Below are 13,969 nucleotides of genomic sequence, written 5' to 3'. Positions count from 1 at the left end.
AGACTGCGTGTTAATATGATCAAAGTGCTGATTGTGGACGATTCCGCTGTAGTGCGGGATCTTCTAAAACATATTTTTGAATCCGATCCTGGAATTGTTGTCATCGGTGAGGCCAAAGATGGAAAAGAGGCCATTGAACTCGCCGCGGCCAATAAACCTGATGTCATTACTATGGATATTGAGATGCCTCGAATCAATGGGTTCGAAGCCACTCGGCGGATTATGGAAACTAACCCGGTTCCAATTGTCATAATAACAGGAAGCTGGGACCCTAAAGATGTCGCCAAGGCCTGGTCCGCCATGGAAGCCGGGGCCGTCGCAGCGCTTGAGAAACCGAGATATTCTACAGAAGCGGATTATAAAAAAGACGCTGAAAACATTATTGACACCGTAAAACTCATGTCAGAGGTGAAGGTGGTTCGCAGGTGGCCCTCAACCAGGTCCAGTGTAGCGCCCTCCCATACCTCGAATCACATACCGAAAGAACCGAGTCCGGACCGGTATGGAATAGTGGCAATAGGAGCTTCAACAGGAGGACCTCCAGTAATTAAGGAACTCCTGGGGAGCCTGCCTGCAAACTTTTCCGCGCCCATCGTTGTGGTGCAACACATTGCCAAGAATTTCACCGCCGGATTTGTAGAATGGCTGGATCGCTCTTCCCCTCTCAACGTTAAAGTTGCGAAACATACGGACCGCCTGGAGGCGGGTACCGTATATGTAGCTCCGGATGGATCCCACATGAGAGTAGATTTGTCCAACCATGTCGTATTGACCGATGATCCACCTGAAAATGGGCTGAGGCCTTCTGTCTCTTATCTTTTTCGATCGGTTGCTAAGATATTTGGAAACAGGGCTGTCGGAATACTTCTTACAGGTATGGGTAAAGATGGGGCCAACGAACTGAAAATGCTCAGGGACAAAGGCTCAATAACCATAGCCCAAGACAAAGAAAGCTCCGTAGTCCATGGCATGCCCGGAGAGGCCATAAAGTTAGGCGGAGCATCCCACATAGCTTCCCCCGATAAAATAGCCGCTTTGCTTCTAAGACTGGTAGGCGGAGGCCAAAAGAAATGACCTCAGAAATATTTCAAAATTTGACAGAGAATTACCACACAAAAATCCTTGTTGTGGAAGACAGTCCCACTCAGGCCATTCGACTCCAGCATATTTTGGAAACCAGAGGATTTGAAGTTTCAGTCGCGTTTAACGGAAAATCTGCTTTGGAACAACTTCAGACCTACCGTCCAAACATGGTTATCAGCGACGTAATCATGCCCGAGATGGACGGTTACGAACTCTGTAGAAGGATCAAAGGGGATGAAAGTCTTAAAGACATTCCCGTGATTCTTCTCACCTCACTGTCGGACCCTGAAGACATTATTAGAGGTTTAGAGGCAGGAGCCGACAATTTTATCACCAAGCCATACCAGGAAAAGCTCCTTGTATCCAGGATCCAATACATAATCGTCAATCGCGAAATCAGGGCCAGATCGAGCGCTGGTTTGGGTATTGAAATTTTTTTCGCCGGCCGGAAACATTTTCTGGCGGCAGATCGTATTCAAATTGTCGACCTGCTACTTTCATCATACGAGACAGCGGTTCAAAACTATCATGACCTTGAAAGAACCAACGCTGAACTCACAAAGGCTAACGAACTGGTTTCTGCTGAGGCAAACAAACTTAGGACGCTGATTGAATGCCTGGACGCCGGCATAGTGTTCGCCGACGAAAATGATGTAATTACAGAGATGAATAGTAGATTCGCTGATCTATTTGAAACAAAACAGTCCGAAATTCTGGGTGAAACTATTTGGGAAGTTCATGAGCATAGTCAGCATCTTGACCATATTAAAGGGGTAGTGTCCAGGTTCAAGAGCGGACTATCTCAGGATCGAGTGTTGGTAGATCGAAAGATATTTGGCCGTGATCTTTCCATGACAATCCAGCCCATCTTTGAACACGACACCTACAAGGGTATGATACTGAGCGTTTTGGATGTGACCGACTTCGTTCAAGCCCGGGAACAAACTCAACAGGCCAATCGAGCTAAAAGTCAGTTCCTTGCAAACATGAGCCATGAAATACGCACACCGTTGAACGGAATCGTGGGTATGGCTCAGTTGGCCCTGAACACCAACCTCGATGAGCATCAGAGGGAGTACATCGAGGCTATTAGATCTTCTTCTCAAGATCTGGTCAATATCATCAATGATATCCTGGATTTTTCCAAGATTGAGGCAGGCAAACTGTCGCTTTCTCCCGAGGCTTTCAGCCTCAGACAGTCGATTTCGAACGTTGTATCCAACCTGGCGCTTCAGGCTTATTCTAAAGGAGTAGAGCTACTTTATGATGTGGAACAGGATACTCCTGATCAATTAATCGGAGATTCAGGAAGGTTGAGGCAAATTCTTATAAATTTGATAGGAAACGCTATCAAGTTTACTGATCAGGGGGAAATCTTTGTTGCTGTCAGGGCTGAACCTTTGTCAGACACGACGGTAAAACTTCATTTTGCTATCCAGGACACAGGCGTTGGTATACCTAATGAAAAGTTAAAGACTATTTTTCAGGCTTTCGAGCAAGTTGATTCTTCGCCCACTCGGCAGTTCGGCGGCACTGGCTTAGGATTGGCTGTTTCTTCTCAGCTTTGTCAAATAATGGATGGAGATATTTGGGTTGAAAGCGAACTCGGTAAAGGAAGCGTGTTTTACTTCACGGTCAAAATGGAATCGCAACCCGGACACAAACTGGAATCAAATGTTCAAGGCTCCATGAGTTCCCTAGTTGGTCGTTCCGTATTATTGGTTGAGGACAATGCTACGAGCCGTAGGCTGATAGAAGAAGCGCTTTCAAGAATCGGGATGCGGGTTCAATCTGCTCAAGACGCTGATGAAGCTTTGTCCATTCTTTCTTCTTCCGAAAATGAAGGACATCTTTTTGACTTTATTTTGGCGGATATGACTTTGCCAAACACTAACGGATTGGAACTGCTTAGGGATTTCAGGGATAGGAATCTTGCCAATCAATCAAAAGCGCTTCTCCTTATTCCTAGAGGCATCAATCCTGATTCGAGTCTGTGTGATGAACTCCAGGTATCGGGGCTTATATCAAAACCGCTCGGACCTGCCGAACTCCTGGCAGGTTTGCTAAAGACGGTCGAACCATCTGAGTCCCATGGACCCGAATATGATGAGGAGATTCGGTCAAGCGCAAACCAAGAGTTGAAACCCGGTTTAGAGATACTTGTCGCTGAAGATAATCTCATTAATCAGAAGTTGGCCACATACATGCTGAAGGGTTTAGGCCACAATGTTTCCATTGCCACCAACGGACAAGAAGCCTTGGATTCAATCCGAAAAGCTAGATTCGACGTAATCCTCATGGATGTTCAAATGCCGGTTATGGACGGCCTTGAAGCCACAAAGCGGATCAGGGAACAGGAAAAGAGTCTGAACCGACACACTCCGATAGTAGCGTTAACAGCCCATGCTATGAAAGGGGATCGTGAACGTTGTTTGGAGGCCGGAATGGACGACTACATTTCAAAACCTATAAATTATCATGAACTCGTGGAAGCTATCTGCAGAATTCAGCAGGAATTCCCTGAAGGCGCTTGATCTTAAATCATCTCGACCGTAAATCGGCCTCTGCAGCTCCAAAAAACTGAATATTTTTCTTTAATTATTTGCCTAATTGTGATATGTAATCACCTAGCTTTTTTGATGTTGTGGCGGATTTGTCACGTTTTATTGGCGTTTGAGGAGTTGAGGTATGAAGTTTTTCGTCATGATTGCTAGTTTAGTCTCTATTATATCGTGTATTATACAACCGTGTTTAGCCGCGGATCAAACTCCATCGATAATATCTAACAATCAATTATGTCATATGATTGAGGATTCACCATCATGTTCCGGCATAGCCCCGCAGAAAAGTCAAAGTGCCGACATCCCGACTCGGACATCCCTGCGCATGAAGGATATTGAGAATTCACTAAAGTCTTCAAAGACAGAAATTGATCATCAACGATAAACAGGGGACTAAGCGGCAGAGCAAATCTAGACTGACTTTCAGAGGAGTGTTCTAAAACTCCTGAGATTGCCGTACCAAATTACCTAGCGCTCCAACCCTCTCCCACCATAACTGTTAGTTCAGGAAAAACCCTTCACTAATCTTCGTGATCAAAACTTTGCGGGTTGATAATATTTCGTCAAGCGGCTATAGTCGCTGACGGCCGATTTACGACCGTTTTGACATTATTCAATCATTTATAGAGAGTTCCGACAAACATGGAAAAGGGACGTGTGCTGATAGTAGACGACCAAGAGGAGATTCTAACTTCACTTGGCGCAATATTGGCCGACGAAGGTCATGAGGTTCTGAAGGCTCGTGATGGGCAGGATGCGCTGCACATCGTTCAAAGCGACTCCCCGGATATTGTTTTTCTCGACATATGGATTCCAGGTATAGACGGCTTGCAGACGCTAAAGGCTATCAAGCGTATTGCTCCCAAGTGTCACGTGATCATGATGAGTGGACACGGTACCATTGAGACCGCCGTAAAAGCTATTAAACTGGGGGCGGAAGACTACCTCGAGAAGCCTCTGAATCTTGAAGACACACTTCATTTAGTTGACAAAGCCGTTTCTTCCAAGAAAATCATGTCCGAGATCATGGACTTGTCCGGTAATCCCGGCCCGCTAATCGGAGCTTCCCATTTAGCGGCGAATATCAGGAGATCCATTGAAAATTCGGCTCACGAATCCGGTTCGGCGCTCATTTACGGAGAAAAGGGCTCAGGTAAGGAATTCATTGCCAGAATGATTCACTTTTCGTCCGGAAAAGACCGCCATAAGCTAGTCAAAGTTAGTTGTGACGAATTCACGAAAGATAATCTTGGAGAGGTTCTATATGGGCGAGGGTCTGATGGTGAGTCTTCAAGGACCGGGAAACTTAAAATAGCGGCAGGAGGAACTCTCCTGTTGGTAGGTATCGACAGATTAGCGCCTGGACTTGAAATCCCTCTGGCTCGAATGTTGGTCACAATGGCCGCAGGTACCCAAAAGGCGATTCCCGGAGTGAACTTGACAAGGCTACTTTCAACTTCCAAAAAGTCTCCTGAGGAGATGATAGCGTCCGGATTTTCCGATGACGCAATGAACATCCTGGCGCAGCGGGTAATTCGTGCTCCTGCTCTTAGAGAACGTCCTGAAGATATTCCTCTACTGGTAAGGCACTTTTTGGCTGAGGCGTCCAGGGAATTCGACAAGGATATAAGGGAAGTGGAGGACGTTGCATTGTCAAGACTGTCCGCTCACACTTGGCCAGGCAATATCAAGGAACTGAAGATACTGGTGGAACATACAGTAATGAACACGTCAGGACACACTCTAACCATCAACGAGTTGCTTCTGCCGGCGTACACGAAATCAGAATCAGAGGAATCAGTAAGGCAAGGAGTTCCAAGATTTTCATTTCCCTTGGGTCGCCCTTCCTCACCCCCAGCAAGGTCTGACCTTTCCGAACGGGACACGCTTCAAGGATTAGGACTAAAACCCGAGCATCTCATGCAGAAGACTTTGAGAGGCAAAGTGGTAATCTATGGCCAAGGGCTTCATTCCGGTCAAAAAACGGGACTTACGATATCTCCCCTACCCCCAAACTCAGGCATAAATTTTGGACACATAACATCCGGTGGCACAGTGCCTGCTCTGTTACCATTTGTACAATCCACCAATTTGTGTACGAGTCTCAGGGGCCATGACGCGATTGCTAGAACAATAGAGCATCTAATGGCGGTTTTTCACGTGTACGGATTGACAAATTTGCTCGTAAAGATTGCAGGAGAAGTCCCGATTATGGACGGATCCGCTCTTGAATTCTGTAACCTTGTTGAAAACGCCGAAATAATAACACAGGACGAATTAGTTGAACAAATTGATATTACAGAGTCTTTTGAAATCACTTTACCCGACGGAAGCCCCAAAAGCATGCGGATTGAGCCGTCTGACGCTTTTTCGGTAGAATATCACATGGATTACCCACAGCCTATCGGAAAGCTTGATATGACTTTTAGGCTCTCAGGAGTTGAAGACTTTAAGTCTGAGATTGCGCCGGCACGAACTTTCGGATTCGTACGCGACATGCGAATTATGGACGAGATGGGGCTGGCCGGCGGAGGAAAACTATCCAATCTGATCCTTCTCGATGACGACAAGGTGGTTAACCCGCCGCTGCGCTTTCAAGACGAATACGTGAGACACAAGATCCTCGACATCCTAGGTGATTTTTATTTGCTGGGAAAACCGATAGTCGGGAAAATAGTCGCTGTACAGACAGGGCACTCCGAAAACATCGCCATGTTGAGGCTCATAAACGAAAAGCTGGGAATACTTTAGTCCCTTTTCAGGAGAAGATCTCAGGATCTGAAGGCGCTCTGGAGAAACCTCAAAGAGAGGTAAAACCCTGCTACAGCCCATAGTAAATGGACATATTCCAAACGAAAGAACTGGGCCAACTCTCCAGGAATGTCTCCAAGCTCAAACATGAAATAGAATAGATCCCAAGATTTACACGCAAACCACACCCCTGCGCAACCCATCAACAACGCAAAATAGAGATAGGCCCACTTCTTGGGTGTCTTTCCTTTTTTTGACCACTGATAAGCTCGAAAAGCCTGGATGGCAAGGTACGGAGCAAACAACCTTGCCAAGAAAGAGAGCGTTGATTCGAGAGAATGTGATCCGAGATTAATGATCTCTCGGTAAATCAGAGTAAGGCCATATCGATTGATATCGCCTTTCAAAAGCAATAGCAGGAATGTTATCGGGAAGATAGAAACTGAAAAAATAAAAATCCCGATTTCGCGAGCGATAATTCTGATCATGTTTGGTATTATATCATCATCTTGGCGATATTTGACCATTTCCTTGTCTGTGTGAACCTTTTTTCTTTGTAGGTCGCGTTGCAATAAGTTATACTTATTCTTTATAGTCATTCCACAAGTTAATTTTGAGAAATCATAACCAATTAAGGGTTTATCTGGTTCCAGGAGGATTAAATGGACAAGATATGGCTAAAATCATATGCATCAAGCGTCCCACCGGAAATTGATATCGAAAAAATCAATCCGACGGAAGCGCTGACTAGAACCGCGCAAAGGTTCCCTGACAATACGGCGCTCATTTTTCAGGGCACAAAGATTTCTTTCAAAAAACTTGACGAAATGGTGTCACGTTTTGCCTCCGCATTAACGGATTTGGGCGTAAAACCCGGGGACACCGTAGCCACATTGCTCCCTAACATTGCCCAGATGGTCGTGGCCATTTATGGAGCCCTACGCGCAGGAGCAGTGGTAGCTTTAAATAATCCTCTGTATACTGATCGTGAACTCCAGCATCAGTATAACGATTCAAATTCGACCCTACTTGTCTGTCTGGACCTCCTGGTTCCCCGAATGGCGGCGTTGAGGAGCAAAACAAAAATCCGCAAGATCGTATCTTGCCACATCAGAGACTACTTGCCTTTCCCATTAAAACAGCTCTTCCCGTTCGTCAGAAAGGGCATGCATCTTAAAACTCCGAACGTGCAGGATGTTTATGAATTTACCGATCTACTGAAAAAGTATTCTCCTACAAAAAATCCGGTGAAATCCAAATGGGACGATACGGCTCTATTACTATATACCGGTGGCACTACGGGCGTATCCAAGGGCGTTGAGTTAACCCACGCCAATCTGTCAAGCAATGTTCAACAGTGTAGATCATGGTTTTACGCATTTAATGATGGAGCCGAAACAGTAGTGGGATGTCTGCCGTTTTTTCACTCTTTTGGATTGACAACAGCCATGAACATGGCGGTTTTTTACGGCTATGCAAACATCCTGATTCCCAAACCTGAACCTAAAGCAATCCTTGAATCGATTCAGAAGTGTAAAGCCACTTATATCCCCGCTGTTCCGACTCTTTACAACGGAATGATTAATTTCCCGGATCTGAAAAAATATGACATCTCGTCAATCAGGGGGTGTTTTTCAGGCGGGGCTCCGTTACCTCTGGAAACCATACGCAAATTTGAGGAACTTACAGGGGCTCAGATCTGCGAAGGTTATGGACTCACGGAAACTACCCCTGTAGCGACGATCAATCCTCTGGGGGGCAAAAGGAAACCGGGGTCAATTGGGTTACCAATACCCAATACAGGGGCGAAACTCGTTGCTGTAGACGATTATAATCAGGAAATCACCGCATTCAACGAACCAGGCGAGCTTTGCATAAAGGGCCCGCAAGTCATGAAAGGATACATAAATAGACCGGATGAGACTGAATTGACTCTTCGCGACGGCTGGCTTCTAACTGGCGATATTGCTGTCATGGATGAAGAAGGTTATCTGACGATTGTTGACAGGAAAAAGGATATGATCATATCAGGGGGGTTCAACATCTACCCAAGAGATGTAGATGAAGTGCTTTTCGCCCACCCGAAGATCATGGAGGCTTGCGCCATCGGCGTCCCTGACACATATTCCGGCGAGCGAATCAAGGCATATGTTGTTTTAAAATCAGGAGAAACTGCCACACCAATTGAAATAATTGACTACTGCAAAGATAACCTGGTCAAGTACAAGGTTCCAAAATATGTAGAGTTTGTGAACGAGTTGCCGAAAAGCGCAGTGGGAAAGATCCTGAGAAAAGAACTGAAACGTATGGAAGAGGAGAAAGCTCAAAAAGAGACTTCATAAGTTTTTCAGGATGTTGGGGTGGCATGCCGGGCTTACTCAAGAAGGACGCCACCCCAAATCCATCTTGCGAATCTTGTTTAAGCTGCCCCGACCATCAAGGAGCGATATCCTTTCTGATTTGCCAGAACCTCCTTAAGAAAGACTCCGGTATAGGAACCTGGGGTTTCAGATATTATTTCCGGGGAGCCTTGCGCTAATACCTCACCACCCTGATCCCCTCCTTCCGGTCCCAGATCGATGATGTAATCCGCAACCTTAATCACATCCATGTTGTGCTCAATCACTAAGACCGTGTTACCTGCGTCGACAAGACTGGTCAAAACATCAAGCAGCTTTTTCACGTCCGCGAAATGGAGACCGGTTGTAGGTTCGTCGAGAATATAGAGCGTCCTCCCCGTTCCCCTCTTGGAAAGCTCTTTCGACAGTTTTATTCTTTGAGCCTCACCCCCGGAAAGAGTCGTAGCGGGCTGACCTAATTTTATATATCCCAATCCCACTTCCTGAAGTGTTCTCAATTTGTTGAAAATAGGAGGAATGTTCTCCATAAATTCGGCGGCTTGTTGAACCGTCATGTCCAAAACATCGGTGATATTTTTCCCTTTAAATTTTATTTCGAGAGTCTCTCTGTTGTAACGCTTACCGTTACACACATCACATTTAACGTAAACATCAGGAAGAAAATGCATTTCGATCTTTATTACTCCGTCTCCATGACAGGACTCACATCTCCCGCCCTTCACATTGAAACTGTATCGTCCGGGCTTGTAACCTCGCATTTTTGAATCAGGCAAACTGGAGAAAAGCTCACGGATGTGCCCGAAAACTCCGGTATATGTAGCGGGATTTGATCTGGGAGTCCTTCCTATAGGACTCTGGTCTATCTCTATAACCTTGTCGACATATGGCAATCCCTCAATCTTGTCCACAAAACCCATTTTGTTAAAGCTTCTCTGACTTCTGGCCTGGAGGGCCTTTCGTAAAACTTCAATAACAAGAGTGCTTTTCCCAGATCCGGAAACTCCCGTAACACAAGTGAAGATACCAAGTGGGATTGTTACATCGATGTTCCTCAGATTATTCGCTCGAGCGCCCTTGATAACTATTTTCTCACGTTTGGGCTTGCGGCGTTTCAATGGGATGGGAATTGTTTCTCTGCCCGACAGGTAACGGCCTGTTATGGAGGATTCAGAATTCAATAGTTGTTGGGGTGACCCCGCGAATACCACTTCCCCCCCGAGTCTTCCCGCTCCTGGTCCCATGTCTATCACATAATCCGAACTTAGTATTGTTTCAGGATCATGTTCCACGACCAGCACAGTGTTTCCCTGATCCCTCAAATCTGTTAACGTGGAAAGCAACCTTTGATTATCCCTCTGATGTAAACCTATGCTCGGTTCATCAAGAATGTACAACACACCTACCAGCGAGGACCCAACCTGGGTAGCCAATCTAATTCGTTGCGACTCGCCCCCTGAGAGAGTGGCGGAACTCCGATCCAAAGTCAGGTAATTTAGTCCGACACGATCAAGAAACCCGAGCCTGTTTCTTATTTCCTTGATCACACGCCTGGCAATCTCCATGCTTCTTGGAGTAAGTACAAGTTCTTCCATGAATTGCACAGCACGACGCACAGACATGGCCGTAAATTCATGTATGGGGACTCCCCCTATCAGGACACTTCTGGCTTCACGCTTGAGTCTCGCTCCGTGACACGATGGACAGGGAATTTCACTTACGAATGAGCCAAATTCATCCTGAACGTCCTCGCTAGAGGATTCCATCCGGCGCCTCTCCATATTTGGAATTACCCCTTCGAAAACTTTTCGGAAGTAGTGCCGTCTACCGTCTCTTTCATAATTGAAATCGATCTCTTCAGATCCTGAACCATATAACAACATATCCTGAATGGGCCCGGACAACTTGCCGAAAGGCGTCGCCGGGTCAAAGGCATAATGCTTCGCTATAGCTTGAATTGTTTGATTCAAAAATACAGAGTTTTTCTTCTTCCATGGGGCAAGGGCCCCATCTATAAGCGACAGATCAGGATCAGGAACAACAAGGTCAGGATCAAAATGAGTCTTGACTCCTAACCCGCCGCACATTTCGCAAGCTCCATAAGGGTTGTTAAACGAAAACAGCCTGGGAGAAATCTCTCCGATAGAAACACCATGTTCAGGACAGGACAGATGTTCACTAAAAAGATGCGTCCGCCCATCCTGATCCTCTACAATCACCACTCCTTCACCAAGATTAGCCGCTATTTCAAGAGAATCCGCGAGTCGGCGCTCCAATCCGGGTTTCACTATAAGACGATCAACCACAACATCAATGTCATGCTTCTTGTTCTTTTCCAGACGTATGTCTGGTGAAAGGTCAATGAGGCTGCCATCGATTTTTGCGCGGACAAAGCCATCTCTGACGAGCTTTCCGATTTCGGCCCTGTATTCGCCCTTTCTGCCTTTGATAATGGGCGCCATGATGTGGACACGCGAATCTAGAGGAAATTCCAAAATTACATCCGTCATTTGTTGAATACTCATAGAGCTTATCGGTTTTCCGCACTCCCAGCAGTGGGGAATACCGACGCGCGCGTAGAGTAGCCTGAGATAGTCGTAAATTTCTGTCACTGTCCCAACAGTCGATCGCGGGTTCTTTGAAGTGGTTTTCTGCTCAATGCTGATGGCGGGAGACAATCCCTCAATTAGATCTACATCCGGCTTATCCATCATTTCCAGAAACTGTCTCGCGTACGCTGACAGAGATTCAACGTAGCGTCTCTGCCCTTCGGCGTAAATAGTGTCAAAAGCGAGCGTAGACTTACCCGACCCGGAAAGACCTGTAATAACGACGAATTTATCCCTTGGGATCTCGAGATCGATATTCTTGAGGTTATGCTCTCTTGCCCCACGTATTGATATGGTTTTAGAAGCCATAAAAAGATTTGTATCTCCTTAAGGTGTTTAGTTTCAAGAATGAGCGCGTCGAGGTTAAAGTCTCGGGAAACGGACATGACAATATCTTGGATAATGTGTTTGACGCGCTTTTATCCAAGTCTACGTAATTATATTGGTATTTATCATACCACATATGGTTTTAATCCATTTAGTCAATATTATATTAAAAAAACATAAACTATTTGTTGACTACCAAAGGTCGTCGTGCTATCTCCGCAGTATTTTCTGGGAGGCGGAAATCGGACGCCTTTCGGGCTTTATTTTTCCAGTAGGAGGTATGGATATGTTGTTCACTTATTCCGATGCGGCGATTGGAGTACCCGAACCTCCCGGTGACTTCGAGAGCAATTATCGTCATTTAAAAAGGATTATTAACACCGCTATCAAGAATGGAGTTGCACTAGACCAGCTAAACCTCATCCCCAAAAACGCATCTCAAAAACCTCCAAAGAATCTTTCTAGAGAAGATCTTCTCCGCCTTCTAAAACTTATCAGACGTATCAAAGACCGATGTGAATCATTGCTCGAGCCACCCGTCCCTGCGGAACTCGAACGTGATATCCTTGCGAAGAGCCCGGAAGAGCGGCTCCCGTGGGAAGCTGAGGCGCTTGATAAGGTTGAGGCATGGAAAGCGGCTCTAAAGACCATGCGAGCCGAAGTACGCATTGAGCTAAACCAGCATCTCAAATCTAACTTTTTCCATGAAAAACGGTAGAGGTCAGACAATCACCCGCTCTTAGACCGCCATTGCGATGTTAATCAGTCTTCCGCTTGGACGGCGTTGGATATTTCAAACCAACGCCTGTTCTCGCGAAGTGAATTGCTTCCCATCCGCTAGTAGCGCCCCGGTTTACGGTCAGGCGCAAAGAGACCATGGACGCTCCCAATTATTCTGGATAAGAATCAAAGAGTTTTCCCCATTTAGAAGTTTTTTTGAACGCCTCAATCTGGGGTCTGGCTTTCATGGGCCAATAAATATAATCATGATAAAAGAATGAACCGAATACAAAAGCGTAAACTAGAGGGGTGTGAAAAAACAATTTCTGAAGAGGCTTTAAAGGCCCAAACCAGATGAATTTCCCCACTGCGGAAGCGGCATTATTACCAACCGAGAAGCGCCAGTTCTCGCTCGAGATATCTTCTCCCACCACTTCTATTTGATCCGGGTTCCCTATCCCCAGGTTGGATTCGTGAGCAATACGGATAAAATCAAGGCTCATAGGATCAAACCCCATCAGCTTTGCGGCCACGGCGTCTATCGCGGCGCAATCGCCCGAAGCAAGCATAAGATCCTTTTCAATTGGAATCATAGTCCTTGGACCGGGCCCACATCCTGCGACCGTGCCGTCCATGACGGTAAAAATTCCCGAATGGATCTCCTTTTGAATGTCGAGGAGGTCGTTGAGCGTATCGTGAATCACCGAGTGGGTATAATGTCTCTTGGAATTGAGCAACCCGCCGAACGCATTTTTCATCGAACCCGTCGTGCCTGTATATATGTGACATTTCACCGTGGGCAGATGAATGATATTTTTCCCCAGGAAATATTCCGGAATGCTTATGCCTTCAGGAAAAATGTCGTCCAAGACTCTCATCTTCGCTTTGGGTTTATACTTGATCCACCTAATATCGGACTCACGAAAATTATAAAGGACCTTTATTTTATATTTTTCAAATATCGGTATGTACTTATTAAATTTCTCACCTTTAAAAGCATTTGTGACCACTGTTTCGTTCTGAACACATACTATGTCCTTGTATCCAGCTTCTTTCAAAGCGATGATCACCCCCTCGAGTTGCCACGGTGTGGTATTTGCGCTCAAAAAGGGGAAGTGCCAGGAAATATTGTCCTTCAAGATTACTGTCCTTGAAGGATCAAGGAATTCGGTGAAATGAGCGCGTTCCATGGTGAGCTTGATATCTTCAAGCACAGTTTCCGGTTTGGTCCTCGTAACTGCGACTATGGCTTTTTTTGTCATCGGGGCCTTCTTAATATTTTTATGACTATGCATATTGTGTAACCATTATTTGGCTTAAATACAACCTCATACAGCCTCGCCAAAGTATTTAATGGACTAAGAGCGTTATTGAATCGAGGGATAAAATTATCGATGTCCCGTCACAATCGCGGGATAATTCTTGACAAGCGCTGCGGCAATAGGTAGTTTTACAAATTCCTGAGGGCCGTTAGCTCAATTGGTAGAGCAACTGACTCTTAATCAGTAGGTTTGGGGTTCGAGCCCCCGACGGCCCACCAGAAAAAACGTAATAAAATAAA

General features: G+C 45.8%; 8 protein-coding genes and 1 tRNA gene. 6 read left to right on the top strand and 3 right to left on the bottom strand.

The features are described from left to right. Window positions 1–15 precede the first annotated feature (15 nt). From WC647_13410 to lpxC, 3 genes are all read left to right on the top strand, one after another. Complete coding sequence (locus WC647_13410; GenBank protein MFA6223304.1) at window positions 16–1,074, top strand: chemotaxis response regulator protein-glutamate methylesterase; 1,059 nt, start codon at window positions 16–18, stop codon at window positions 1,072–1,074. Continuing rightward, a complete protein-coding gene (locus WC647_13405; protein MFA6223303.1) occupies window positions 1,071–3,617 on the top strand; it encodes a response regulator in 2,547 nt (848 codons plus the stop codon). Before WC647_13410 ends, WC647_13405 begins: the two co-directional genes overlap by 4 nt. Before the next feature lie 669 nt (window positions 3,618–4,286). Next, the gene (lpxC, locus tag WC647_13400) at window positions 4,287–6,395 is read left to right on the top strand and encodes a UDP-3-O-acyl-N-acetylglucosamine deacetylase (protein ID MFA6223302.1); all 2,109 of its coding nucleotides are present in this window, start codon (window positions 4,287–4,289) and stop codon (window positions 6,393–6,395) included. A 20-nt stretch (window positions 6,396–6,415) separates the two neighbouring features. Here lpxC and WC647_13395 read toward each other — a convergent pair whose 3' ends face one another. Continuing rightward, window positions 6,416–6,883, bottom strand: coding sequence for a hypothetical protein (locus tag WC647_13395; protein ID MFA6223301.1), 468 nt, complete (start codon window positions 6,881–6,883; stop codon window positions 6,416–6,418). A 174-nt stretch (window positions 6,884–7,057) separates the two neighbouring features. Between WC647_13395 and WC647_13390 the strand changes: the two genes are divergently transcribed. Further along, complete coding sequence (locus WC647_13390) at window positions 7,058–8,737, top strand: long-chain fatty acid--CoA ligase (protein ID MFA6223300.1); 1,680 nt, start codon at window positions 7,058–7,060, stop codon at window positions 8,735–8,737. A 77-nt stretch (window positions 8,738–8,814) separates the two neighbouring features. Here the strand turns inward: WC647_13390 and uvrA are convergent, their stop codons facing one another. Further along, the gene (gene uvrA, locus WC647_13385; GenBank protein ID MFA6223299.1) at window positions 8,815–11,670 is read right to left on the bottom strand and encodes an excinuclease ABC subunit UvrA; all 2,856 of its coding nucleotides are present in this window, start codon (window positions 11,668–11,670) and stop codon (window positions 8,815–8,817) included. Window positions 11,671–11,974: 304 nt separating this feature from the next. Here uvrA and WC647_13380 point away from each other — a divergent pair, with 304 nt between their 5' ends. Continuing rightward, complete coding sequence (locus tag WC647_13380; protein MFA6223298.1) at window positions 11,975–12,406, top strand: hypothetical protein; 432 nt, start codon at window positions 11,975–11,977, stop codon at window positions 12,404–12,406. Between the two features lie 172 nt (window positions 12,407–12,578). Here the strand turns inward: WC647_13380 and WC647_13375 are convergent, their stop codons facing one another. Then, window positions 12,579–13,670: a DUF362 domain-containing protein gene (locus WC647_13375; GenBank protein MFA6223297.1), complete on the bottom strand. Its 1,092-nt coding sequence runs from the start codon at window positions 13,668–13,670 to the stop codon at window positions 12,579–12,581. A 202-nt stretch (window positions 13,671–13,872) separates the two neighbouring features. On the opposite strand from WC647_13375, the gene WC647_13370 reads away from it, so the two are divergent. Then, a tRNA-Lys gene (locus tag WC647_13370) sits at window positions 13,873–13,948 on the top strand. The last annotated feature ends 21 nt before the right edge of the window (window positions 13,949–13,969 follow it).

The sequence above is a fragment of the Desulfomonilaceae bacterium genome, assembly GCA_041662605.1.
Taxonomy (GTDB): domain Bacteria; phylum Desulfobacterota; class Desulfomonilia; order Desulfomonilales; family Desulfomonilaceae; genus CAJBEZ01.
The sequence above is the reverse complement of the archived record's forward strand: the minus strand, read 5'-3'. Positions and strand labels throughout refer to the sequence as shown.

What these genes read in the sequence shown, in the direction of transcription:
- WC647_13410 (MFA6223304.1), top strand. Translation starts at nt 16, where the DNA reads ATGATCAAAGTGCTGATTGTGGACGATTCCGCTGTAGTGCGGGATCTT.
- WC647_13405 (MFA6223303.1), top strand. Translation starts at nt 1,071, where the DNA reads ATGACCTCAGAAATATTTCAAAATTTGACAGAGAATTACCACACAAAA.
- lpxC (MFA6223302.1), top strand. Translation starts at nt 4,287, where the DNA reads ATGGAAAAGGGACGTGTGCTGATAGTAGACGACCAAGAGGAGATTCTA.
- WC647_13395 (MFA6223301.1), bottom strand. Translation starts at nt 6,883, where the DNA reads ATGATCAGAATTATCGCTCGCGAAATCGGGATTTTTATTTTTTCAGTT.
- WC647_13390 (MFA6223300.1), top strand. Translation starts at nt 7,058, where the DNA reads ATGGACAAGATATGGCTAAAATCATATGCATCAAGCGTCCCACCGGAA.
- uvrA (MFA6223299.1), bottom strand. Translation starts at nt 11,670, where the DNA reads ATGGCTTCTAAAACCATATCAATACGTGGGGCAAGAGAGCATAACCTC.
- WC647_13380 (MFA6223298.1), top strand. Translation starts at nt 11,975, where the DNA reads ATGTTGTTCACTTATTCCGATGCGGCGATTGGAGTACCCGAACCTCCC.
- WC647_13375 (MFA6223297.1), bottom strand. Translation starts at nt 13,670, where the DNA reads ATGACAAAAAAAGCCATAGTCGCAGTTACGAGGACCAAACCGGAAACT.